Below are 22,646 nucleotides of genomic sequence, written 5' to 3' on the forward strand. Positions count from 1 at the left end.
CGTGGGCGCTTTCCTCGCTGCATTCCGGACGAACCGCACCAAGATCTGGGTGGGGGCCGTTACGCTCCTTTTGGTCTTCTACCTTGTGGTTTCGTTCCAGCGCTCCATCCTGCTGCTTACGGACAACAACCTCGCCGCCAAAGCAATCGGAGCCGCGTATCTGGTGCTGCCAATCGTCGGCGCCTGGGCGCTGATCCGGGAGCTCATGTTCGGGGCCCGCACCGAGAAGATGGCCCGCATCCTGGAAGCCGAGGGCGGGCTGCCCGTGGACGACCTTCCCCGGACTCCCGCGGGCCGTATTATCCGGGCGGCCGCTGACCAGGAATTCGAGAAGTACAAGGCCGAAGCCGAAGCCGCACCCGACGACTGGCGCTCCTGGTTCCGCCTCAGCTGCGCCTACGACGCCGCCGGGGACCGGAAACGCGCCCGCGCCTCCATGCGGGACGCCGGCCGCCTCTTCCGCGGCAACGTTCCGGCCTAGACGGCACCTATCCGTCCGTTGCGGCCAAGCTGGTTGGCCGCGTGGCCCGCATATTCCAGCGGCCCCCGCCACTTCAGGAGGACAAAAGCCATTCCCACCATGATGGCCAGCGCGGCGTGCGCAAAGAACATACCGTCCTGGGTCCAGCCGGCCGGCAGCGGCTTCAGGTAAAACCCCGCCACCACCCAGATGTGCACCGAGTAGAGCGTCAGGGTCATGGCCCCCGCTCCCCGCAATGGCAGCAGGAGGTCCAGGTCCAGCCACTCCGCCAGTCTGCCGAGGAGGAGGCACGCGCCCACCACCGCCGCAGCCACCCCTGAAGTGTGTGCCAGGTCCAGGGGCGTGGCGGAATGCGGCGCAGCGGAGGCCAGCCACCACCACGATCCTTCCTGCCGGATTCCCGTGAGGTTGACCTGGAGCACGCTGTCCAGCGGATATCCGAGGGAGTTCAGCACCTGCTCCAGCGCGGCCCGGCCGCCCCAGTTCTCCATGGCCGCCGTCCCCAGCCCCTTGGCCAGTGCGGCCACGGCTGTGCCGCCGGTCAGCAACAGGATCTGCACTATGGCCTTCGTCAGTGCCAGCCGGCCAATCACCAGGCCGACCAGCAGATAGGCCAACCATTGGAAGACGGGGTAATAGCCGGTCAGGAACAGCTCACCCAGCAGCGGGAGCGGGGTGGACAGGTCCTCCCAGGACGGGTTGCGGCCCAGGTGAAGGGGTGGTTCAGCCGCCATCAGCCAGGGGCGGAGCAGGTAGGCGAGCACGGGTGAGAGCACCAGCCAGCCCGCCGCCCAGGCACAGAGTGCTTTCAGTTTCAGTCCCAGGAACGGCAGGACGCACAGAAACAGCAGCGCGTAGTGGACCAGGATGATGGCAACGTTGACTTCCAGTCCGCCGAGGGAGAGTCCGACGGCGGCAATCAGCAGCGCGCGCAGGGCCACGCCGCGGCGGGCAGCGTTGAGGGCGGTAGCCTCCGGCGGCACCTGCCTGCCGGTGGAGAGTGCCAGTCCGATGCCCGCGAGTACGGCGAAAAGAGCGGCCGCACGGCCGGAGAACGTCAGGCCGATCCAGGTGGGCGTGAGGTCTGCGTTGGGCTCGAACGTGGGCAACAGATGCGTGGCCATCATGCCGAGGAGCGCAAGGCCCCGGGCAGCGTCGATTCCCCGGAGCCGGCTGGCAGGGGAGGAGGGCCGTCGCGCCCGAGAGGGTCTTGCTGTGGCTCGGGACGTCATCAGGCGATGTTCTCACATCGAACCTTCCGCCCCCAGTCAACAGGCCACCAACGGGCCCGGCCGGGACAAAAACGGCCCGGCAGGCACTTGTATTCGAATATATGTTCGAATAACATGGGCGCTATGCACACTCCATTTGAGCCGCAGCAGTTCCCGGAACCTCCAGCTTGTGGCGGCCACCCGGTACCCGGATCTGACGCGGGCGCGGCTCCGCCGACGGGGCTGATGAAGGCCATGAGCCCGGGGGTGGTGGACTTCCTCTTCCGCCAACTCGTGGCAGGACGTTCCGCGGAAGACATCCAGTGGCAGGAGGAAGGCATTTCCCTGACCGCACAGCCACCGGGAGCCGAGCTGGCACGCCGGTTGGGCGAAACCGACCTTGATGCGCTCACGCCCACGGAGCTGTTTCACTATGTCCGGTCCGCTCAGCGGCTGGCGGCCTGGGCCGAAGGGCTGCGCGAGGCTGCGGTGGAGAGGTATTGCCAGCCTGGCGGGCGCGGGAGGTCAACGCTGCCTGATGCGCGCCTGCAGGGCGGTTGCCTAGGATGAAGGGGTGACCGACGCACTGACCATTTCCGCCATCCAGTACCAGGCCCTGGCTGGCGGCATCGCGCCGAATGTTGAGGAACATGTCCGGCTGATCGAAGATGCCGAATCGCACGGCGCGAGGCTGGTGGTCTTTCCGGAACTGTCCCTCACCGGCTACAACCTGGCGTTGCTGTCCGCCGACGAAGCCTGGCTCCGGCCCGATGATGCCCGGCTGGGTGATCTCCGTGAAATCTGCCGAAGGACAGGGATCACTGCGGTGGCCGGGGCTGCGTACCGCGAACCTGACGGCACGCCCCGGCTGGCGGGCCTTGCCATCCACCCGGGCGGTTCCATCGATTTCGGGTTTAAGACGCACCTGCAGGGGCCGGAAAAGGACCTCTTTACCGAAGGCGACGGTGCCCTCCTCATCGAAGTGGATGGCTGGACGGCTGCGCTGGCCATTGGGGCCGACCTTTCAGTCCCGGCGCACTCCACCGAGGCGGCGCTGGCCGGGGCCGACATCTATGCGGTCTCTGCCGTCTACACCACGGAGGACGACAAGCGGCTTCCCCTGCACCTGGGCGCCAGGGCCATGGAGCACCGGATGTTCGGCGTTCTGGCGAACCTGGGCGGAGACACTCCGTTAGGGCGTTCCTGCGGGCTGAGCGGGTTCTGGGGGCCCGACGGGCACCGGATGGAACATGCGGTGGGGGTCGGAACAGAGGTAGTCACTGCGGTTCTGCAGCGCGGGGCTTTACGCAGATTGCGCTGATGCCGGCAGCTATTTGACGCGTATCACCCCTGCGCCATTGTCCTAACCGGCGGCTGACAGGGTAACGTTTTTTCCATGCCTCACAAATCCGCCACCATCCCTGCCCTTGGTACGCTCCTCACCGCCATGGTCACGCCCTTCACCAAGGACGGCACCGTGGACTATCGGCAGGCGGCGGAGCTGGCCACCAAGCTTGTGGACGACGGCTGCGACGGCCTCGTCGTCACCGGCACCACCGGGGAAACCTCCACCCTGTCGGATGAGGAAAACCTTGGCATGTTCCGCGCCGTCATGGAGGCCGTAGGGGATCGGGCCGCCATTATTGCCGGTACCGGTACCAACGACACCGCGCACTCGGTGCACCTCTCCCAACAGGCGGCCGCGCTTGGCGTCGACGGTCTGCTGCTCGTCACGCCTTACTACAACAAGCCCAGCCAGGCCGGCGTCCGGGCACACTTTGAAACGGTCGCATCGTCCACGGACGTGCCGGTCATGCTCTATGACATTCCCGGGCGGTCCTCCATCCCCATCGAGCCCGAAACCATGATCCGGCTGGCGCAGCACCCGAACATCGTCGCGGTCAAGGATGCCAAAGCGGATTTCATGGCGGCCAGCCGCGTCATGGCAGAAACGGATCTGGACTTCTACTCGGGAGATGACGGACTCATCCTGCCCTGGATGGCCCTGGGCGCCGTCGGACTGGTGGGTGTGACAACGCATGTTGCCACCCGGCGCTTCCGTGATCTGATCGACGCTGTCAACGCGAACGACATGGAAACCGCCCGCAAGATCAACTTCGAGCTGCTGCCCGTGGTCCGGGCCACGATGACCCGCGTCCAAGGCGCCGTCGCAGCCAAACAAATTCTTAAATGGCAGGGAGTCCTGCCCAACTCGATTGTCCGTTTGCCCCTCGTGGAGCCGGACGAAGCCGAGATCGAAACCATCCGCGAGGATTTGGCGGAAGCGGGGCTGGTCTTTTCCTGAGGGCTAAGACCAGCACCCTTCCGCCTGGAAAGTAGTGCACTATGACCCAAACCGCCCTTCCCGGCCTTGTCACGCCCCCACGCCTGCCGCAAGGCACCCTTCGCATTGTCCCGCTTGGCGGGCTGGGGGAGATCGGCCGGAACATGGCCGTCTTCGAGATCGACGGGAAGCTGCTCATCGTCGACTGCGGTGTCCTCTTCCCTGAGGAGACCCAGCCTGGCGTCGACCTGATCCTGCCCGATTTCTCCTACATCGAGGACCGGCTGGACGATATCGCGGCCGTGATCCTGACCCACGGTCACGAGGACCATATCGGCGCTGTTCCCTACCTCCTGCGGCTCCGTGCCGACATCCCGCTGGTGGGTTCGCAGCTGACGCTTGCCCTGATCGAGGCCAAGCTGCAGGAACACCGGATCCGTCCGTACACCCTGACCGTTGAAGAGGGCCAGGTTGAAAAGTTCGGCCCCTTCGAGTGCGAATTCGTCGCCGTCAACCACTCCATCCCCGACGCCCTGGCAGTCTTCATCCGCACCGCCGCCGGCACTGTCCTGCATACGGGCGACTTCAAGATGGACCAGTTGCCCCTTGACGGCCGGATCACCGACCTCCGCCACTTTGCCAAGCTGGGCGAAGAGGGCGTGGACCTCTTTATGTCGGATTCGACCAACGCTGACGTGCCCGGCTTCACCACTGCCGAAAAGGAGATCGGGCCCACCCTGGAACGGCTCTTCGGCCAGGCCACCAAGCGGATCATCGTCGCTTCCTTCTCCTCGCACGTCCACCGCGTCCAGCAGGTCCTCGACGCCGCCGGCAAGCACAACCGGAAGGTGGCATTCGTTGGCCGCTCCATGGTGCGCAACATGGCCATCGCGGAAAAGCTCGGCTACCTCGACGTGCCCCCCGGCCTCGTCGTGGACATCAAGAACATCGACAACCTTCCGGACAACCGCGTGGTGCTCATGTCCACTGGCTCGCAGGGCGAGCCGATGGCTGCGCTCTCCCGCATGGCCAACGGCGACCACCGCGTGGTGGTCGGCGACGGCGACACCGTGATCCTTGCCTCCAGCCTGATTCCGGGCAACGAGAACGCGGTGTTCCGGATCATCAACGGCCTGCTGAAGCTCGGCGCGGACGTCATCCACAAGGGCAACGCCAAGGTGCACGTCTCCGGCCACGCAGCTGCCGGTGAGCTGCTGTACTGCTACAACATCCTTGAGCCGCTCAATGCCATGCCCGTGCACGGCGAGACCCGCCACCTGATCGCCAACGGCAAGATCGCCATCGAGTCCGGTGTGCCGGAAGCCAGCGTGATCCTTGCGGACAACGGCACCGTCATCGACCTCAGGGATCACCGCGCCGACGTGGTGGGCCAGGTCGAAGTGGGCTTCGTCTACGTGGACGGCTCCAGCGTCGGCGAGGTCACCGAAGCTGACCTCAAGGACCGCCAGACGCTCGGGGACGAGGGATTCATTTCCATCATCACGGTCATCCACCGCGCCACCGGCAAGGTGGTCTCGGGACCGGAAATCCACGCCCGCGGCGTAGCCGAGGACGATTCAGTCTTTGACGAAATCATTCCCAAGATCAACGCCGCGCTGGAGGAAGCCGTGCTCAACCGCACGGACCACACCACGCACCAGCTCCAGCAGGTTGTCCGGCGCGTAGTGGGCACGTGGGTCAACCGCAAGCTGCGCCGCAAGCCGATGATCATCCCGGTGGTCCTCGAGGCGTAGTAGCGCCACGACCCACGGCGGACGCGAAAGGCCCGGTTCTTCGGAACCGGGCCTTTCACGTTTCAAAGTAGGGTGGCGCAGGCGGCGGCAGGCAACATGGAAGCCCCCTGGCAGGCGGAAATCCGCGGAATAACGGACCGGTTCCGGTACCGTGGCACGTATGGCCACACGTACTACTCCCGCGCCCAAAGGCACCGCCCGAGGCGCGAACACCGCCAAATCCGGGAGCTCCGCGGGCCGCGGCGCAGGATCGTCGGGCTCCAAAGCCGGCGCCGGCGGAAGGACGGGATCCTCCACCGGTGCTGCCCGCACGCGCCAGCTTCCCGCCGTCGAACAGCGGCAGCCGTGGCTCCTGCGCGTGGTGGGCGGCGCATGGCTGGCCATCGGACACCTCGTGGGCGGAGGAGTCCGCCGGATCGGTTCCGACGTCAGCGACCTGCCGGCGGAGGACCGCCGCGACGGAGCTGCCCTGTTTAATCTCGCGCTCGGAACCTTCATCGCCACCTTCGCCTGGTGGGGCCTCACGGGCTGGTTCCCCGACGCCGTGTACAGCGTGGTCAACGGAACCTTCGGCTGGGTGTCGCTGGTCTTGCCGCTGATGCTTTTTGCCTGCGCCTTCCGGCTCTTCCGGCAGCCCGATGACGGCCGCGGAAACAACCGGGTGGGCATCGGCTTCCTCATCATGACGTTCGCGGGCTGCGGGCTCGCGCACGTGCTGGGCGGCCAGCCCACGGTCGCCGAAGGCTTCGATGGCCTCCGCCAGGCCGGCGGCATGCTTGGCTTCCTGGCGGCGTCCCCGCTGGCAGCCATCCACCCTGCGGTGCCCGTTGTCCTGTATGGCGTTCTGGCCTTCATCTCCTTGCTGATCATCACGGCCACACCCTTCGGCGCCATTCCCCGCCGGCTCCGGGCAGCCTACGAACACCTCATGGGCCTTGACCTGCAGGAACCCGGCGAGGCAGCCGACCGCCACGACCGCAGCTATCTTGAGCAGACGCGCGCCGCCGTGGCCCCGCGCAAGAAGAAGCGCCGCTTCTTCGGCAGGAATGAAGACTCCGACGCCGGGCTGGAAGGCTATGTGGGTGACGAGGCCTTTGAGCACGCGGTCATCGATGACGAGGACGCCGAGGCCGACAAATCAGGCCGCGGACCCCGTCCTGCGCCCGGTGTGCGGCGCCCCACGCAGGCTGAGATCGCCGTCGAAAAGATCAAGGCGGCCCAGGGCCTGGGGGCAGCAGGAAACAGTCCGGCGGAGAACGCCACCGAGGCCATTCCGCTCGTCACCCCGGGCATGGTGGCCGCCGGCTCGCTCAACCCGGCTGCCGGCGCCATCCCTCAGGTGCCGGCCAAACCCGTCACTCCGGTGCCGCTGCCCACGCCCATCCCGCAACGGACCGAACAGCTCTCCCTGGCGGGCGACGTCACCTATACCCTGCCGTCGTCCGACGTGCTGACTCCGGGCTCCATCCCCAAGGAGCGCACTGAGGCCAATGACGCCGTCGTCGCCGCCCTCACGGACACCCTCCAGCAGTTCAACGTGGATGCCACGGTGACCGGCTTCAGCCGCGGCCCCACCGTGACCCGCTACGAAATTGAACTGGCCTCCGGAACCAAGGTGGAACGGGTCACCGCCCTGTCCAAGAACATTTCCTACGCCGTGGCCTCCAGCGACGTCCGCATCCTGAGCCCGATTCCGGGTAAGTCCGCCATCGGCATTGAAATCCCCAACACTGACCGCGAAACCGTTTCGCTCGGCGACGTCCTCCGCAGCCAGAACGCACGCCGGACCGAACACCCGATGGTGATGGGTGTGGGCAAAGACGTCGAAGGCGGCTACGTCGTGGCGAACCTGGCCAAGATGCCCCACCTGCTGGTGGCGGGAGCCACGGGCGCTGGTAAGTCATCGTTCGTGAACTCCATGATCACCTCCATCCTGATGCGAGCCACCCCGGACGAGGTCCGCATGGTCATGGTGGACCCCAAACGCGTGGAACTGACCGCCTACGAAGGTGTGCCGCACCTCATCACACCCATCATCACCAATCCGAAGAAGGCCGCCGAGGCCCTGCAGTGGGTGGTCCGGGAAATGGACGCCCGGTACGATGACCTGGCCAACTACGGGTTCAAACACATCGACGACTTCAACAAGGCGGTCCGGGCCGGCAAGGTGATCCCGCCCGAGGGTTCCAAGCGGGTCATCCGTCCGTACCCGTACCTGCTGGTGATCGTTGACGAGCTGGCCGACCTCATGATGGTGGCTCCGCGCGACGTGGAGGATTCGATTGTCCGCATCACGCAGCTCGCGCGTGCGGCCGGCATCCACCTGGTCCTGGCAACGCAGCGGCCCTCCGTGGATGTGGTGACCGGTCTGATCAAGGCCAATGTCCCCTCCCGCATGGCGTTTGCCACGTCTTCGGTCACGGACTCACGCGTGGTCCTCGACCAGCCCGGTGCGGAGAAACTCATTGGCCAGGGCGATGCCCTGTTCCTGCCGATGGGCGCCTCCAAAGCCATGCGCGTCCAGGGCGCCTGGGTCACTGAATCCGAAATCCACAAGGTTGTCGAGCACGTCAAGGGCCAGCTGAAGGCCGTGTACCGTGACGACGTCGCCCCTGAGGCGCAGAAGAAGCAGATCGACGACGACATCGGGGACGACCTCGAAGTCCTGCTGCAGGCCACGGAACTGGTGGTCACCACCCAGTTCGGCTCAACCTCCATGCTCCAGCGCAAACTCCGCGTCGGATTCGCCAAGGCCGGACGGCTCATGGACCTCCTGGAGTCGCGGGGAGTGGTAGGCCCGTCAGAAGGTTCCAAAGCACGCGACGTCCTGGTCAAGCCGGACGATCTCGCCGCCGTGCTTGCCGCCATGAAGGGTCAGGACGCGCCCGCGGTTGCCGATTCCCAGACCGCCGCCCTCAGTGAGAACGCCAACGCCAACATCGCCCAGGGCGGCTACGCGGAAGACCTGGTCCAGGCGGACCTGGACCAGCGCAGCCAGAGCGTCGAATACTTCGACGGCGCAGATACGAGCTCCGGTGACGATGATGAAGACGGGTCCGAAGACGCCTGGTCGCTCACCGGACGGTAGCCTAGGAGGGTGACTAGCACCGAAGCAACTGCCGCAGGCTCCAGCAGCCGCGGGATTTGGAATCTCCCCAACATCCTGACCATGCTGCGTATTGCGCTCGTGCCGTTCTTCGTCTGGTTCCTCCTCCTCGATGCCCCCGGGCTGCGCAGCGAGTCCGGCCCGTGGCGCTGGGCGGCGGTACTGGGATTCGCCGTCGCCATCTACACGGACAAGCTCGACGGCGACATCGCCAGGAGCCGCGGGCTCGTCACCAATTTCGGCAAGATCGCCGATCCCATCGCCGATAAGCTCCTGATCGGCTCCGCGCTGGTCATGTTGTGCGTCCTCGGTGAGCTGCCGTGGTGGGTCACCATCGTGATCCTCATTCGGGAGTGGGGCATCACCGCTCTTCGCTTCTTTGTCATCCGCTACGGCGTCATTCCGGCCTCGCGCGGCGGCAAGCTCAAGACCGTGGTGCAGACGGCGGCCATCTTCCTGTACCTTCTGCCGTTGGGCGCGCTGGCACCCTGGCTGGTGTGGGTGGCCTTCGCGGTCATGATGGTGGCGGTACTCATCACCGTGTGGACCGGCGTCGAATACGTGGTGGAAGCCCTTCGCCTGCGGGCACGGGGAAAGCGGTCCCGGAACCCAGAACCAGACCCCCAGGAGCAGCCATGACAAATCTTCACCATCTGGCCGAACAGGCAGTCCGTAATGCCCTGGACGCGGGCCGCACCGTTGCCGCCGCTGAATCCCTGACGGCCGGGATGGTCACCGCTGTCCTGGCAGATACCGCCGGCGCCTCGGGGATGCTTCAGGGCGGCGTGGTGGCTTACCAGAACTCCGTGAAAGTTGACATCCTGGGCGTTTCAGCCGAGCTCCTGGCCGCCGTCGGCTCGGTGGATGGCGACGTCGCCGCCGCGATGGCAAGGGGTGTCCGGTCGGCACTGGGTGCGGACATCGGCGTTGCCACCACCGGTGTTGCCGGACCGGAGGAACACGACGGCAAAGCCGTGGGCACCGTCTTCATTGGAATTGCCACTGCCGAAGGCGCCTCGGCTTTCCCCTACAGCTTCACCGGGAACCGCGCCGATATCCGCGGGCAGGCGTGCGGTGCGGCGCTGGAACGGCTGCTCACGGTCCTGCCTTCCTGAGGGCCTATGCCTTTGAAGCTACCGGGCGTAAAGTTGCCGGGAACAAATTCCCGAACGTATTAGTTATTACATTGTGTCGCTTTGGCAGAGCCGGGGCGCCTAGGATAAATATCAACTTCGGTTTCATGTGGACCGGACTTATGAAGGAGCAAGGCGATACAGATGGTAAAGCAGCCCGTATCCGTAAACGGCGTTGTCCGCTGGAAGGATGTGGGCCTCGCCGATCAGGCTAAGAGCGAACAGAAGGAGCGCAAAATGGTAGTACTTCGCCACGAAATCGGTGATGTCCTGCGCGATGTCCGCCAGCGCCAGGGTCGTACGCTCCGCGAAGTTTCGCACAGTGCCCGTGTATCCCTCGGCTACCTCAGCGAAGTGGAACGGGGTCAGAAGGAAGCCTCGTCAGAGCTCCTGTCGTCGATCTGCTCCGCCTTGGACGTGCCGTTGTCCAGCATGCTCCGTGAAGTCAGCGACCGCGTGGCCGTCGCCGAAGGCGTTGCCGTTCCCGACACCGTTCCGCAGGAATTCTCCCAGCGCTACGGCCGCGACCTTGACCGCGAAATCAACAACGAACTTTCCACCGGCCTGCTTTCCGGCGCACGGTAAGCGAGCCTGCACTACTCATAACGAAGCCTCCGGTCATTGGCCGGAGGCTTCGTTGCGCTTGGTCCCCGCTTTGTCTACCTGGAAGCGTTGCCCGCACGGTGCGTTGCCGCCGCGTCTTTGCCGATGACGTCAAGATCAAAGATGGAGTTGAGCTTGGCCATGTATTCGGCCAGCGTCTGCAGTTCCTCCACCGGCCATTCCCCCAACCGCTCCCGGAAGTCCTGCCGGCGCGCATCCTGGACCTGGTGCATCTTCTCCTCACCCTTTTCGGTGAGACGGATCGACTGCGCCCGCCCGTCGAGCGGATCGGCCTCCTTGGAGACCAAACCGATGCTTTCAAGGAAGGCGATCTGGCGGCTCACCGACGGCTTGCCCACGCCGATGTTCTGCGCAAGGTCCGTCAGGCGGATGGGACCCTCACGCCGAATAACCGCCAACAGGCCGTAGGCCGATGGCTCCATGTCCGGATGGACCTGGCGCGAAAGCTGCTGGGAAATGGAACGCGAACGGCGCCAAAAAAGGCTGATTTGATGTTCCACCGTGTTGAGCGTTTCGTCGAGGCTGTCCCCGCTTGAAACGGAGTCCGGCGCGCCTGCGTCAGCACGTGCTCCCCGCTGGCGGCCATCGGCTGGATTGCTCATGCCAACAATTCTAGGGTCCCGGAACATGAGAGACTCTATTGGTGCGGATCAGTGACTATTGGCGGCTTATGGACGACGAATTCGGGGCAGGCTACTCAAGGGTCCTCAGCAGCACCCTGGTCCTGGCAGGCGTTGGGGGACGCACCGCGGACGAAGCACTCAAGGCCGGCGTGAGCCCTCGAAGCGTGTGGCTCGCCATGTGTGAGGTGCAGGACGTTCCGCCCGAGCGGCGCCTGGGCCGTGACGTGAAGCCCCGGGACTAACGGGCACGCTCCTTCCTTCCGGCTGACACGCCGTCGAATCTGTTCGAATATCTGTTCGGGTAAAGCTATGATTTTTCCAGTGGGTTATCCACATACGCGATGTCGCCCGGCTTGAATGTCAGAGGGTGCCATTAGCGTCAGAGATGACCAATAAAGGCCGCTGAGGCCACTCCAAAGCGAGAAAGCATTAGAGGTGTGAACCATGGCGGCAGCCCCGGATCGTGAAAAAGCGCTGGAAGCAGCGCTGGCCCAGATTGACAAGCAGTTCGGCAAGGGATCGGTCATGCGGCTGGGGGATGAAGTCCGTGCCCCCATCGAAGTCATTCCCACCGGCTCCATCGCCCTGGACGTCGCCCTGGGCATTGGCGGTTTGCCCCGCGGCCGCGTTGTGGAGATCTACGGCCCGGAATCCTCGGGTAAAACCACGGTGGCCCTGCATGCGGTCGCAAACGCTCAGCGTCTGGGCGGCATTGCTGCCTTCATCGACGCCGAGCACGCCCTGGACCCGGAATACGCTGCCAAGCTGGGCGTCGATACCGACGCCCTCCTGGTCTCCCAGCCGGACACCGGCGAGCAGGCACTGGAAATCATGGACATGTTGATCGGGTCCGGTTCCCTGGACGTCATCGTCATCGACTCCGTGGCAGCCCTGGTGCCGCGTGCGGAAATCGAAGGCGACATGGGAGACAGCCACGTTGGCCTGCAGGCCCGCCTGATGAGCCAGGCGCTGCGTAAGATCACCGGCCGCCTGAGCCAGACCAAGACCACTGCCATCTTCATCAACCAGCTCCGTGAAAAGATCGGCGTGTTCTTCGGCTCCCCGGAGACCACCACCGGTGGTAAGGCCCTGAAGTTCTACGCCTCCATCCGCATCGACGTCCGCCGGATCCAGACGTTGAAGGAAGGCGCGGACTCGGTCGGTAACCGCACCAAAGCCAAGATCGTCAAGAACAAAATGGCGCCGCCCTTCAAGATCGCCGAGTTTGACATCATCTACGGCCAGGGCATTTCCCGTGAGGGCGGCATCATCGACATGGGTGTTGAACACGGCCTCATCAAGAAGTCCGGTTCATGGTTCACGTACGACGGCGACCAGCTGGGCCAGGGCATGGAGAACTCCCGCCGTTTCCTGCGCGACAACCCCGAACTGGCCGCCGAGCTGGAGCGCCTCATCAAGGAGAAGCTGGGGGTGGGTGTTAAGCCCGCCGCCGACGAGTCCAAGGATTCGCCCAAGCTGAAGGCCGTTGACGGCTTCTAGGTTGACGGGCCATCGGGCCGCATGTCCTGCCGAGCGTTTGAGGGGCCGGGAAATTATGGGTGAATGGGAGTCCGGGGGAGGACCCGGGCGGCGTAAGGGTGCCGGCAGCCGGCGCAGGTCAGGCTGGGCCGGCAGTGCGGGCCCGGACGGGCCCGACCCTGAGTCGTCCGTCGCCTCGGACCCCGAACCCGACCCCGCCTCGGTTGCCCGCGCCATAGTCCTGCGGCAACTGACCAGTTCGGCGAAAAGCCGATTGCAGCTGTCCCGCAAGCTCGCGGAACGGAACATCCCCGAGGACGTGGCCGAAGACGTCCTGGACCGGTTCCAGGAAGTCCGCCTGATCGACGACGCCGAGTTTGCCGACATGTGGGTGCGCAGCCGGTCCCAGTCGCGGAAGCTGGCGAAGGGGGCCCTGCGGCGCGAGTTGTCGGACAAGGGCATTGACGCCGATACTGCCGCCGCCGCACTGGAGCAACTCTCCGACGCCGATGAAGAAGCTGCCGCCCGGCTACTGGTGGAACGTAAGCTGCGTTCCGGTGCGGACCTCTCCGACAGGGCCGAACGGGACAAAACCACCCGACGCCTCGCCTCCATGCTCGCCCGGAAGGGCTACCAGCCTGCCCAGGCATTCAGGGTGGTGGGTGAGGTCATTGATGCCCGGCTGGGCGGCGAGGCAGGCGGCTACGGGCCCGGCCACGACAGCTACGGGCCCGGCCTGTAGGCCGCCGGGGCGGAGCCTCCGCTGAGCCGGTACCCTTAACAGGTGAGTTTGACCATTCCTTCCCCCGCATCCGGCACCGTCCCTTCCGCAGCCTCCGGCGCGCCGCACGAAACAGGCGCAATGCCCGTTGCAGGCGCTCCGCAGCCGCGTACCTATCAGGTGCGCACCTTTGGCTGCCAGATGAATGTCCATGATTCGGAGCGGATGGCCGGCATGCTCGAGGCGGCTGGCTACGTCGCCGCCCAGGGTGAGCAGGCCGACGTCGTCGTCTTCAACACCTGCGCGGTGCGTGAGAACGCGGACAACAAGCTTTACGGCAACCTGGGCATGCTGGTGCCGGTGAAGGCCGCCAACCCGGGAATGCAGATCGCCGTCGGCGGCTGCCTGGCGCAGAAGGACCGCGAAGCCATCCTCAGGAAGGCTCCCTGGGTGGACGCCGTGTTCGGAACCCACAATGTGGGCGCGCTGCCGGCGCTGCTGGACCGGGCCCGGCATAACAACGAAGCCCAGTTGGAGATCCTCGAATCCCTGGATGTTTTCCCCTCCACCCTGCCCACCAAGCGGGACTCGGTCTACTCGGGATGGGTCTCCATCTCCGTGGGCTGCAACAACACCTGCACGTTCTGCATCGTTCCCGCCCTTCGCGGCAAGGAGAAGGACCGCCGCCCCGGCGACATCCTCGCTGAAATCCAGGCGCTCGTGGACGATGGTGCGATCGAAGTCACCCTCCTCGGGCAAAACGTGAACTCCTATGGCGTGGAATTCGGCGACCGGCAGGCTTTCTCCAAACTCCTGCGCGCCTGCGGCGAAATCGAGGGCCTCGAGCGGGTCCGGTTCACCAGTCCGCACCCGGCTGCGTTCACCGACGACGTCATTGATGCCATGGCCGAGACCCCAAACGTTATGCCGCAGCTGCACATGCCGCTGCAGTCCGGATCGGACAAGGTCCTGAAAGACATGAAGCGGTCCTACCGGTCCACCAAGTTCCTTGGCATCCTGGACAAGGTGCGGGAGAAAATTCCGCACGCCGCCATCTCCACCGACATCATTGTGGGCTTCCCGGGGGAGACGGAGGAGGACTTCCAGGCCACCCTGGATGTGGTGGAGAAATCGCGATTCGCCACTGCTTTCACATTCCAGTACTCCAAGCGGCCGGGCACCCCCGCGGCAGAGCTGCCCGATCAGCTGCCCAAGGCCGTGGTGCAGGAGCGCTTTGAACGACTGACCGCCCTGCAGGACAGAATTGCCGCAGAAGAAAATGCCAAGCAGCTGGGCCGGCGGGTGGAAGTCATGGTTACCGCCCAGTCCGGCCGGAAGTCTGAAGAGACGCACCGGCTCTCGGGCAGGTCCCGGGACCAGCGGCTGGTGCACTTCTCGGTTCCCGCTGGCGCCGAATCACCCCGCCCCGGTGACCTGGTCACCGTCACCATTACCGGGGCCGCCGCCTTCCACCTCGTCGCGGACCCGGCACTGGAGGACTACAGCCTGCGGCGGTCCCGTGCCGGCGATGCCTGGGACCGGTCGCAAGCGGACTCCTGCGGCGCTCCCGTCCCGGGCGCCGGAGCCGGCGCGGGCGGTGCCCGGACCGGCGTCCTGCTGGGCATGCCGACCCTGCCGGTCCGGAGCCGCTGACCGGTGGCCCGGCCTCCGGTCATCGCCGTCGTCGGTCCCACCGGCTCAGGCAAGTCCGATCTTGCGGTCAGCCTTGCACTCGAATTGGGTGGCGAGGTGATCAATGCCGACGCCATGCAGTTCTACCGCGGCATGGACATCGGCACGGCCAAGATCACCCTGGCCGAACGGCGCGGCGTGCCCCATCACCTGCTGGACACCCTGGACGTCACCGAGGAAGCCAGCGTTTCCGATTTCCAGCAGCAGGCACGGGAGGTCATCCGCGGCATTCACGACCGCGGTAAGCGCGCCATCGTGGCGGGCGGGTCCGGCCTCTACGTGCGGGCTGTCCTGGACGTCCTTGAGTTCCCGGGGACCGACCCGGCAGTGCGCCGCACCCTGGAAGCCGAGCTCGAACAATCCGGACCCGAAGCCCTCCTTTCCCGGCTCCGGGACGTGGATCCCGTCTCCGCAGGCAGGGTCAGCGATGCCCGTCGCATCGTCCGGGCACTGGAGGTGCACCAGCTCACCGGCCGGCCCTTCAGCTCCTTTATGCCCCAGCGTGAGTACTTCCAGCCGGCCGTGCAGATCGGGCTGGCCGTGGACCGCGAAGCCCTCCGGGAACGGCTGGGCCTGCGGGTACACAGGATGGTTGACAACGGCCTGCTCGAGGAAGTGCGCCGACTCGACGCGGCCGGACTGCGCAGCGGAAAAACCGCGCCCCGGGCACTGGGCTATGCCCAGTTTTTGAAGGTGCTCGACGGCGCCGCAACCGTCGCCGAGGCAACCGAGGACACCATCGTGGCCACCCGGCAATTCGCCCGGCGCCAGCTCACCTGGTTCCGGGCGGATCCCCGCATCGGCTGGCTGGACTGGCAGGCCCCGGACCTTGTGGCCCAGGCCGCCGCCCTGGCCGGCTCACAGCCGGTCAGCTGACGCCGGCCCCGATCCCGCCACGTGACGCCGGCCCCGATCCCGCCACGTGACGCGGGCCCCGATCCCGCCGTCGTCGGACGTTTTAGCCGATCCAGGCCGGGCCGGTAACCTTGGATCATGGACGCAACCCCCGCAGAGACCACCGAGCCCGCCTACCGTTCGCTGGGCGGTCTTCGCTTCTCCAAGGGCCACGGTACGGGAAATGACTTTGTGCTCATCGCCGACCCTGACGGCGTCCACACCATTGACGCCGCGCAGGTTGCCGCGCTGTGCGACCGGCACCGCGGCATCGGCGGGGATGGCCTGATCAGGGCTGTTCCGTCCCGCTACCTGTCCGAGGGCCGCGAGTTGCTGCAAACCAGTCCCGAGGCGGAATGGTTCATGGACTACCGCAACGGAGACGGGTCCCTTTCAGAAATGTGTGGAAACGGCGTCCGCGTTTTTGTCCATTTCCTGCGCGCTGAAGGCCTGGTCAACCTGCCCGACGGCGGATCGCTGACCGTTGGAACGCGCGGCGGGCCCAAGACCGTAGTCCGCACCGGCGACACGTACGCCGTGGATATGGGGCCGTGGGAGTTCATCTTCCCCGGGGAGGCGACCGCCAAAGCCATGGACTCCCTCGTGACGGCGGACGGGCTCGAAGTTCCCCGCCCGGCCCTGTCCGTCAGCATGGGCAATCCCCACACCGTGGTGGCCCTGGCGGAACTGTCCGAGCTTGAAGCCACCAGGCTCTTCACCGCACCGGTGGTGGATCCGCTGCCGGCCAACGGCACCAACGTCGAATTTGTGGTGCCCGCCGAGCCGCTGGTCCACGACGGGGTTGGCACTGTCACCATGCGTGTCCATGAACGGGGCGTCGGCGAAACACAGTCCTGCGGCACCGGCGCCTGCGCTGCAGCGGTGGCCACCAGGCACTGGGCAGGGGCCGAGGCGCCGGACTCCTGGCTGGTCAACGTGCCCGGCGGCGTCGTCGGCGTGAAGTTCTTCTCAGGCGCGGCAGGCCACGAGCACGTCGAACTCAGCGGCCCGGCAGTGATCGTGGCTAGCGGGACGCTTTCCTGACCCGCAGGATCCGGAAGGATTTTGCGGTGCTTTCACGCGTGACGGTGAAGGTCTCGTCCAGTTCCGCGGACAGCCAGCGCTGGAGCGAGTCAGAGCCGAGGCTCTTCTGCACCACCAGCCACGCTGAACCGCCGGGGGCCAGCCGGGGGAGCCACAGCCTGAGCAGGCCGTGCAGTTCATCTTTGCCGATCCGGATGGGCGGGTTGGACCAGATGGTGTCGAAGCGCAGGCCGGGATCCACCGCGTCCGGGGTGCTTGCCACGACATTGTCCAGGCCCAGCAGGGCAGCGTTTTCATTGGTCAGGGTGATGCAGCGCTCGTTGACATCCACGGCGTAAACCCGGGCATGGGGAGCCCGCAGGGCAAGCGTCAGTGCAATGGGTCCCCACCCGCAGCCGATGTCCAGCAGGTTCCCTGTGGGCGACGGCGCAGGAGCTTCAGCCAGGAGGACCGCCGTTCCCTTGTCAATCCCGTCCGGGCTGAAAATTCCTGCCGAGGTCTGCAGCGCGCGCTTTGCCCCGGCCAACTCCACCGTGAGGGGCTTGCGTGTGAACGGCCCGGCGGGCGATGCGCTGAAATAGTGTGCGGACTCCATAACTGGCCAGATTAGTGGGCGATGCTGGACAAAGCGAAACGTACCGGGGAAAATCGCGGCCACCCCTTCTGCTAATCTTGAACCCATGTTCCTGATCTTCGAGTAGCCGGCACGGGTCTGCGCTGTCCATAGCCGCCCGTCCCCAAGCCAGTGCCCCACAGCGACGCAGGTATCAACCTCCGTTTGTGCGCCACAGGGCAGGTCTTCCGTACCTGCCCTGCCGCAGGGCCAGACTCGAGTGATCAGCTCCGTGCCGGTCCCTGTTCTGACATTGCCTGCGCCACTTCCCTCACCCGTGCATCAGCAATGATGTGACCACCTCCGCGACGCCGCTTCAACCAGGCCGTGGAGCAGACCAGGAGGCCAGGATGACTGCAAGCCGTCAGCCCAGCGCGAATACTTCACCAGAGACCAACAAACGGCACTATTCTGAAATTGCCGACCCTTCAAAGGAGAACATGACCAGCCAGCCCAACACCGGTTCCGATCCAGCAGCCCAGGATATGAGTCCTGAGGAAATCCAAGCTGTCATCGACCGGATTCTCGCCAAGGATGTCCCGGCCAGGAACGTCAAAGCCACCGACGGCGAGAAGGCCGTGCTTGGCAGGGCCCAGGCCATTTCCCGCCAGGAAGACGAACACACAAGCTACGACGGCGACCAGCAGGATCTCGACGAACGCCGCGCGCTGCGGCGCGTGGCCGGCCTCTCCACCGAACTCGAAGACGTCACCGAAGTCGAATACCGGCAGCTGCGGCTCGAAAGGGTGGTGCTGGCCGGGCTTTGGTCCGAAGGCACCCTGGCGGACGCCGAGAATTCCCTCCGCGAGCTCGCGGCTCTCGCCGAGACTGCAGGTTCGGAAGTCCTTGACGGGTTGGTGCAGCGCCGCGCCAAGCCGGACCCGGGCACGTTCCTGGGTTCCGGCAAGGCACAGGAGCTCAAGGACATCGTTATGGCCACCGGCGCGGACACCGTGGTGGTCGACGCCGAACTGGCGCCGTCCCAGCGGCGTAGCCTGGAGGACATCGTCAAGGTCAAGGTCATTGACCGCACGGCCCTGATCCTGGATATCTTCGCCCAGCACGCCAAGAGCCGTGAAGGCAAGGCCCAGGTTGAGCTGGCACAGCTGGAATACCTCCTGCCGCGCCTGCGTGGCTGGGGTGAATCGATGTCCCGGCAGGCGGGTGGCCAGGTGGGTGGTGCCGGTGCCGGCATGGGCTCGCGCGGACCCGGTGAAACCAAGATTGAACTGGACCGCCGCCGGATCCGCACGCGCATGGCAAAGCTGCGGCGCGAGATCGCCGCCATGAAGCCGGCACGGGAAACCAAGCGGGCCAACCGCCGTCGTAATTCTGTGCCTTCCGTGGCGATCGCAGGGTACACCAACGCCGGAAAGTCATCCCTGCTCAACAGGCTCACGGACGCCGGCGTGCTGGTGGAGAATGCCCTGTTCGCCACCCTGGATCCCACTGTGCGGAAGGCTGAGACCTCCGACGGGCTGGGTTACACGCTGGCGGACACCGTGGGCTTCGTCCGGTCCCTGCCCACCCAGCTGGTGGAGGCGTTCCGCTCCACGCTGGAGGAAGTGGCCGACTCCGATCTGATCCTGCATGTGGTGGATGTGTCGCACCCGGATCCTGAAGGCCAAATAGCTGCCGTCCGCAAGGTATTCAGCGAGGTGGACGCCCGGAAGGTGCCCGAGATCATCGTGCTCAACAAAGCCGATGCCGCGGACCCGTTTGTGGTGGAACGCCTCAAGCAGCGCGAGCCCCGCCACGTGGTGGTGTCCGCACGGACCGGCCAGGGGATCGCCGAACTCCTCAAGGCCATCAGTGACGGCATTCCCCGGCCCAGCGTCAAACTGGAGCTGCTGATCCCGTACGACCGGGGTGACCTCATCAGCAAGCTTCACGAGACTGATGCCGAGATCCTCAGCCTGGATCACGGCGAACACGGCACCCGCGTGCTGGTCATGGTCCGGGAAGGCCTGGCGGCTGAACTGGAACCGTTCATCAACCATGACTGAGCTCGTGGCAGGGGAAATTTCCGGTACGGCCGGCGAGCAGTTCGTCCTCGAACTGCTCGACCGTGCCGTCGCCGGAATGGGTGGCCAGAGCCGGGCCGGCCAGCATGAAATGGCCCGGCAGGTGGCGAAAGCCATCGAAACCGGCGATCACCTCCTGGTTCAGGCCGGCACCGGCACGGGAAAGTCCCTGGCCTATCTGATTCCCCTTATTGCGCATTCCCTCGTCAGCGACAAGCCCACGCTGGTTTCCACTGCAACCCTGGCCCTGCAAACCCAGATCGTGGGCCGGGATCTGCCCCGGCTGCTCAAAACCATCACGCCTGCCCTGGACCGCCCCGTTAAGGTGGCACTGGTCAAGGGCCGCTCCAACTACGTCTGCCGGCACAAACTCGAAGGCGGGTTCCCGTCCGAGGAGCCTGCCGAGGGTCAGCTGTTCTCCCTCGGCGAAGACACCAGTGTGCCGCATTTCGCCGCCGCCCTCGGCGGACCGTCGTCGCAGCTGGGCAAGGAAGTGGTGCGGCTGCGCGAGTGGGCGGAAAAAACCACCACCGGAGACCGGGACGAGCTCCTTCCCGGCGTCACGGACCGGGCCTGGCGGCAGGTCTCGGTAACCTCGATGGAATGCCTGGGCGCGCAGAAGTGCCCCATGGCGGCCGAGTGTTTCAGCGAACTGGCCCGCCACGATGCCGCCGAGGCTGACGTCGTGGTCACCAACCACGCCATGCTGGCCGTCAGCGCGTTCGAGGGCCTGGCCGTGCTGCCCGAATACGACGTTGTGGTGGTGGATGAGGCCCACGAGCTCCAGGACAGGGTGACCGGTGCCGTGTCCGGCCAGCTTTCCGTGGCCATGGTCCACGCCGCGGCGGCCGGCGCCCGGAAGCACACCGCCATCACGGTTGACGCCCTCAATGCTGCCGCCGCCAACCTCGAACTTGCGCTGGCCGGGGTTCCGAACGGGCTCCTTCCCAATGGCCTCAATGACGAACAGCTGGACTGTGTGGATCAGCTGCGGGAGGCCTGCCGGGCAGCCCTGTCAGATTCCAAAGGTGATGGGAGCCAAACGGCCGACGGCGGGCGGCAGCTTGCCCGCTCGCGGCTGATGCTGATCCTTGAACTGTGTGAACGCCTCCTGATTGCCCGCGAGAACCGTGAAGTGGTCTGGTTTTCCCGCGCCAGTTCCTTCGATCCACAGCAGGGTTATTCGCAGCCGGACGAGACGGCGCCGGCATTGATCAACATCGCGCCGCTCAGTGTTGCCGGGAAGTTGCGGGAGGGGCTGTTCGCCGGCCACACCGTGGTGCTCACATCGGCGACCCTGGCCATCGGCTCAGCCTTCGAACCGGCCGCGGGAGGCCTGGGCCTGGTAGGGGAGGGCGCACCGAGCTGGACCGGCATCGACGTCGGCTCGCCCTTTGACTACCCCAAGCAGGGAATCCTCTACGTCGCCGGACATCTGCCCAAGCCCGGCCGCGGCGCGTCACCGGAGTCACTGGACGAGTTGGAGGCCCTGATCCGGGCCTCAGGCGGCGGTGCCCTGTGCCTCTTCTCATCGCGCCGTGCAGCCGAAGAGGCGGCGGAAGCGATGCGCCCGCGGCTCGGCCTGAGCATTCTCTGCCAGGGCGATTCCACCATGACGGCGCTCGTGAAGCAGTTCGCTGATGAGCCCGACACCTGCCTCTTCGGCACCATGTCCCTGTGGCAGGGGGTTGACGTTCCCGGCGGGTCGTGCCGGCTGGTGGTGATCGACCGCATTCCGTTCCCGCGGCCTGACGATCCGCTCATGACGGCCCGCTCCCGCGCCGTGGCCCAGGCCGGCGGCAACGGTTTTATGGCGGTCTCAGCCACGCATGCAGCCATCCGCCTCGCCCAGGGCGCAGGCCGGCTGATCCGTTCGACGGGGGACAAGGGCGTCGTGGCCGTACTGGATTCGCGTCTTGCCACGGAACGCTACGCCGGCTTCCTTCGTGCTGCGCTCCCGCCGTTCTGGCCCACGACAGACCGCAAGACAGCTTTTGCAGCCCTTGAGCGGCTGGCGGGCAAAGGCGCCTGAGGCTACAGCGATCGAAGGACCGAGACCACTTTTCCCATGATGGTGGCGTGGTCCCCGAGAATCGGCTCGTACTGCGTGTTCTGGGGCAGGAGCCAGGTGTGGCCATCACGCTGCCGGAAGGTCTTGACGGTGGCTTCATCGTCCAACAGCGCCGCCACAATGTCTCCGTTGGCGGCGTCGGCCTGCCGTCGGACTACCACCCAGTCGCCGTCGCAGATGGCGGCGTCCACCATGGAGTCGCCGGCGACCCGCAGCATGAACAGCTCACCCTGCCCCACCAGCTGACGGGGAAGGGGCATAACGTCCTCCACCACCTGGTCCGCGAGGATCGGTCCACCGGCCGCGATGCGCCCAACCAGCGGCACCATGGCGGTGTCCATGGCGGTGGGAAGTTCGGTGACTGTGCCGCCGGGGCCGTGCAGGGACGCGGGTTTGGCCGAAGCGCCGCTTTTGCCGGTTCCGCCGTCCAGTGTCAGGGGCATCAGAACTTCCATGGCGCGCGGCCGTTTGGGGTCCCGGCGGAGGTAACCCAGCTTTTCGAGTTGCGAAAGCTGGTGGGTGACGCTTGAAAGGCTGGCCAGCCCCACGGTGTCGCCAATTTCCCGCATGGACGGCGGGTAGCCGTTGTCATTCACGGAACGCTGGATGGTTTCGAGGATCTTTTTCTGGCGGGCAGTGAGCCCCTTGGGGGTTCTCTGGGGCTGGCGGCCCTGGGGAGTCGCCTTGCCCTCGGCGGCTGGTGCTGCCATGTTCGCCAATGCCTTTCGGTTGTCCCGGTTCCGGTCCGGCGGTTACGTGCCGGAAGGCCCGGGCTGCTTTGAATGTCAGACCCTGCTGGTCAACTACTGGAGTGGTTGATTCTTGACTCAAACGTAGGCCAGCCACAGGGCTTTTTCAAACATTTGTTCTAGCGAGTCTCGACAATGTTCGT

21 protein-coding genes are annotated in these 22,646 nt (G+C 65.7%); 17 read left to right on the forward strand and 4 right to left on the reverse strand.

All coding sequences use genetic code 11. The features are described 5' to 3' along the window. Position 1 precedes the first annotated feature (1 nt). Positions 2–481, forward strand: a complete 480-nt coding sequence (locus SBP01_RS06945; RefSeq protein WP_275215443.1) for a hypothetical protein — start codon at positions 2–4, stop codon at positions 479–481. Here the strand turns inward: SBP01_RS06945 and SBP01_RS06950 are convergent. Beyond that, positions 478–1,713: a heparan-alpha-glucosaminide N-acetyltransferase domain-containing protein gene (locus SBP01_RS06950; protein ID WP_320537945.1), complete on the reverse strand. Its 1,236-nt coding sequence runs from the start codon at positions 1,711–1,713 to the stop codon at positions 478–480. The genes SBP01_RS06945 and SBP01_RS06950 overlap by 4 nt on opposite strands. Before the next feature lie 234 nt (positions 1,714–1,947). On the opposite strand from SBP01_RS06950, the gene SBP01_RS06955 reads away from it, so the two are divergent. The 8 genes from SBP01_RS06955 to SBP01_RS06990 all read left to right on the forward strand — a co-directional run bounded on the left by SBP01_RS06955 (position 1,948) and on the right by SBP01_RS06990 (position 10,554). Next, positions 1,948–2,262: a hypothetical protein gene (locus tag SBP01_RS06955; protein ID WP_275215497.1), complete on the forward strand. Its 315-nt coding sequence runs from the start codon at positions 1,948–1,950 to the stop codon at positions 2,260–2,262. A gap of 4 nt (positions 2,263–2,266) precedes the next feature. Continuing rightward, entirely contained in the window at positions 2,267–3,013 is a 747-nt protein-coding gene (locus SBP01_RS06960) for a carbon-nitrogen hydrolase family protein (RefSeq protein ID WP_320537946.1), read from the forward strand. A gap of 75 nt (positions 3,014–3,088) precedes the next feature. Beyond that, entirely contained in the window at positions 3,089–3,997 is a 909-nt protein-coding gene (gene dapA, locus SBP01_RS06965; RefSeq protein ID WP_275215446.1) for a 4-hydroxy-tetrahydrodipicolinate synthase, read from the forward strand. 41 nt (positions 3,998–4,038) lie between these two features. After that, the gene (locus tag SBP01_RS06970) at positions 4,039–5,730 is read left to right on the forward strand and encodes a ribonuclease J (RefSeq protein WP_275215447.1); all 1,692 of its coding nucleotides are present in this window, start codon (positions 4,039–4,041) and stop codon (positions 5,728–5,730) included. Between the two features lie 160 nt (positions 5,731–5,890). Beyond that, positions 5,891–8,818: a DNA translocase FtsK gene (locus SBP01_RS06975; protein ID WP_320537947.1), complete on the forward strand. Its 2,928-nt coding sequence runs from the start codon at positions 5,891–5,893 to the stop codon at positions 8,816–8,818. A 9-nt stretch (positions 8,819–8,827) separates the two neighbouring features. Further along, positions 8,828–9,475 (forward strand): CDP-diacylglycerol--glycerol-3-phosphate 3-phosphatidyltransferase, encoded by a 648-nt coding sequence (gene pgsA / locus SBP01_RS06980; RefSeq protein ID WP_275215449.1) that lies wholly within the window; start codon positions 8,828–8,830, stop codon positions 9,473–9,475. Further along, positions 9,472–9,951, forward strand: coding sequence for a CinA family protein (locus tag SBP01_RS06985; protein WP_275215450.1), 480 nt, complete (start codon positions 9,472–9,474; stop codon positions 9,949–9,951). The genes pgsA and SBP01_RS06985 overlap by 4 nt, the downstream gene beginning before the upstream one ends. Positions 9,952–10,113: 162 nt before the next feature. Next, on the forward strand, positions 10,114–10,554 hold the full coding sequence (locus SBP01_RS06990) for a helix-turn-helix domain-containing protein (protein ID WP_275215451.1): 441 nt from the start codon (positions 10,114–10,116) through the stop codon (positions 10,552–10,554). Positions 10,555–10,628: 74 nt separating this feature from the next. Here the strand turns inward: SBP01_RS06990 and SBP01_RS06995 are convergent, their stop codons facing one another. Next, a complete protein-coding gene (locus SBP01_RS06995; protein ID WP_275215452.1) occupies positions 10,629–11,195 on the reverse strand; it encodes a MarR family winged helix-turn-helix transcriptional regulator in 567 nt (188 codons plus the stop codon). 41 nt (positions 11,196–11,236) lie between these two features. Between SBP01_RS06995 and SBP01_RS07000 the strand changes: the two genes are divergently transcribed. From SBP01_RS07000 to dapF, 6 genes are all read left to right on the forward strand, one after another. Continuing rightward, positions 11,237–11,458 carry a DUF3046 domain-containing protein gene (locus tag SBP01_RS07000; RefSeq protein WP_275215453.1) on the forward strand — a complete coding sequence of 74 codons (222 nt, stop codon included), beginning with the start codon at positions 11,237–11,239 and terminating at the stop codon, positions 11,456–11,458. A 202-nt stretch (positions 11,459–11,660) separates the two neighbouring features. Continuing rightward, on the forward strand, positions 11,661–12,716 hold the full coding sequence (gene recA / locus SBP01_RS07005; protein ID WP_275215454.1) for a recombinase RecA: 1,056 nt from the start codon (positions 11,661–11,663) through the stop codon (positions 12,714–12,716). Between the two features lie 55 nt (positions 12,717–12,771). Further along, positions 12,772–13,437 (forward strand): regulatory protein RecX, encoded by a 666-nt coding sequence (locus SBP01_RS07010; RefSeq protein ID WP_414004275.1) that lies wholly within the window; start codon positions 12,772–12,774, stop codon positions 13,435–13,437. A 42-nt stretch (positions 13,438–13,479) separates the two neighbouring features. After that, positions 13,480–15,069 (forward strand): tRNA (N6-isopentenyl adenosine(37)-C2)-methylthiotransferase MiaB, encoded by a 1,590-nt coding sequence (gene miaB, locus SBP01_RS07015; protein WP_414004276.1) that lies wholly within the window; start codon positions 13,480–13,482, stop codon positions 15,067–15,069. A 3-nt stretch (positions 15,070–15,072) separates the two neighbouring features. Beyond that, positions 15,073–15,984, forward strand: a complete 912-nt coding sequence (miaA, locus tag SBP01_RS07020; RefSeq protein WP_320537948.1) for a tRNA (adenosine(37)-N6)-dimethylallyltransferase MiaA — start codon at positions 15,073–15,075, stop codon at positions 15,982–15,984. Positions 15,985–16,101: 117 nt separating this feature from the next. Beyond that, the gene (gene dapF / locus SBP01_RS07025) at positions 16,102–17,046 is read left to right on the forward strand and encodes a diaminopimelate epimerase (protein ID WP_320537949.1); all 945 of its coding nucleotides are present in this window, start codon (positions 16,102–16,104) and stop codon (positions 17,044–17,046) included. Here dapF and SBP01_RS07030 read toward each other — a convergent pair. Further along, on the reverse strand, positions 17,027–17,641 hold the full coding sequence (locus tag SBP01_RS07030) for a class I SAM-dependent methyltransferase (RefSeq protein ID WP_320537950.1): 615 nt from the start codon (positions 17,639–17,641) through the stop codon (positions 17,027–17,029). The genes dapF and SBP01_RS07030 overlap by 20 nt on opposite strands. Before the next feature lie 458 nt (positions 17,642–18,099). Between SBP01_RS07030 and hflX the strand changes: the two genes are divergently transcribed. Together hflX and SBP01_RS07040 are read left to right on the forward strand one after the other, a co-directional pair. Then, complete coding sequence (hflX, locus tag SBP01_RS07035) at positions 18,100–19,665, forward strand: GTPase HflX (protein ID WP_275215460.1); 1,566 nt, start codon at positions 18,100–18,102, stop codon at positions 19,663–19,665. Next, positions 19,658–21,715, forward strand: coding sequence for an ATP-dependent DNA helicase (locus SBP01_RS07040; protein ID WP_275215461.1), 2,058 nt, complete (start codon positions 19,658–19,660; stop codon positions 21,713–21,715). The genes hflX and SBP01_RS07040 overlap by 8 nt, the downstream gene beginning before the upstream one ends. Positions 21,716–21,717: 2 nt before the next feature. On the opposite strand, the gene lexA is transcribed toward SBP01_RS07040, so the two are convergent. Continuing rightward, entirely contained in the window at positions 21,718–22,464 is a 747-nt protein-coding gene (lexA, locus tag SBP01_RS07045; protein ID WP_275215462.1) for a transcriptional repressor LexA, read from the reverse strand. Between the last annotated feature and the right edge of the window lie 182 nt (positions 22,465–22,646).

The sequence above is a fragment of the Pseudarthrobacter sp. IC2-21 genome (genome assembly GCF_034048115.1).
GTDB lineage: Bacteria > Actinomycetota > Actinomycetes > Actinomycetales > Micrococcaceae > Arthrobacter > Arthrobacter naphthalenicus.

Coding starts and splice junctions, on each gene's coding strand:
- SBP01_RS06950 (WP_320537945.1), bottom strand. CDS start 1,713: ATGACGTCCCGAGCCACAGCAAGACCCTCTCGGGCGCGACGGCCCTCC.
- recA (WP_275215454.1), top strand. CDS start 11,661: ATGGCGGCAGCCCCGGATCGTGAAAAAGCGCTGGAAGCAGCGCTGGCC.
- SBP01_RS07010 (WP_414004275.1), top strand. CDS start 12,772: ATGGGTGAATGGGAGTCCGGGGGAGGACCCGGGCGGCGTAAGGGTGCC.
- lexA (WP_275215462.1), bottom strand. CDS start 22,464: ATGGCAGCACCAGCCGCCGAGGGCAAGGCGACTCCCCAGGGCCGCCAG.
- hflX (WP_275215460.1), top strand. CDS start 18,100: ATGACCAGCCAGCCCAACACCGGTTCCGATCCAGCAGCCCAGGATATG.
- SBP01_RS06985 (WP_275215450.1), top strand. CDS start 9,472: ATGACAAATCTTCACCATCTGGCCGAACAGGCAGTCCGTAATGCCCTG.
- SBP01_RS07040 (WP_275215461.1), top strand. CDS start 19,658: ATGACTGAGCTCGTGGCAGGGGAAATTTCCGGTACGGCCGGCGAGCAG.
- SBP01_RS06970 (WP_275215447.1), top strand. CDS start 4,039: ATGACCCAAACCGCCCTTCCCGGCCTTGTCACGCCCCCACGCCTGCCG.
- SBP01_RS06975 (WP_320537947.1), top strand. CDS start 5,891: ATGGCCACACGTACTACTCCCGCGCCCAAAGGCACCGCCCGAGGCGCG.
- SBP01_RS06990 (WP_275215451.1), top strand. CDS start 10,114: ATGGTAAAGCAGCCCGTATCCGTAAACGGCGTTGTCCGCTGGAAGGAT.
- SBP01_RS06995 (WP_275215452.1), bottom strand. CDS start 11,195: ATGAGCAATCCAGCCGATGGCCGCCAGCGGGGAGCACGTGCTGACGCA.
- SBP01_RS07030 (WP_320537950.1), bottom strand. CDS start 17,641: ATGGAGTCCGCACACTATTTCAGCGCATCGCCCGCCGGGCCGTTCACA.
- dapF (WP_320537949.1), top strand. CDS start 16,102: ATGGACGCAACCCCCGCAGAGACCACCGAGCCCGCCTACCGTTCGCTG.
- SBP01_RS06955 (WP_275215497.1), top strand. CDS start 1,948: ATGAGCCCGGGGGTGGTGGACTTCCTCTTCCGCCAACTCGTGGCAGGA.
- dapA (WP_275215446.1), top strand. CDS start 3,089: ATGCCTCACAAATCCGCCACCATCCCTGCCCTTGGTACGCTCCTCACC.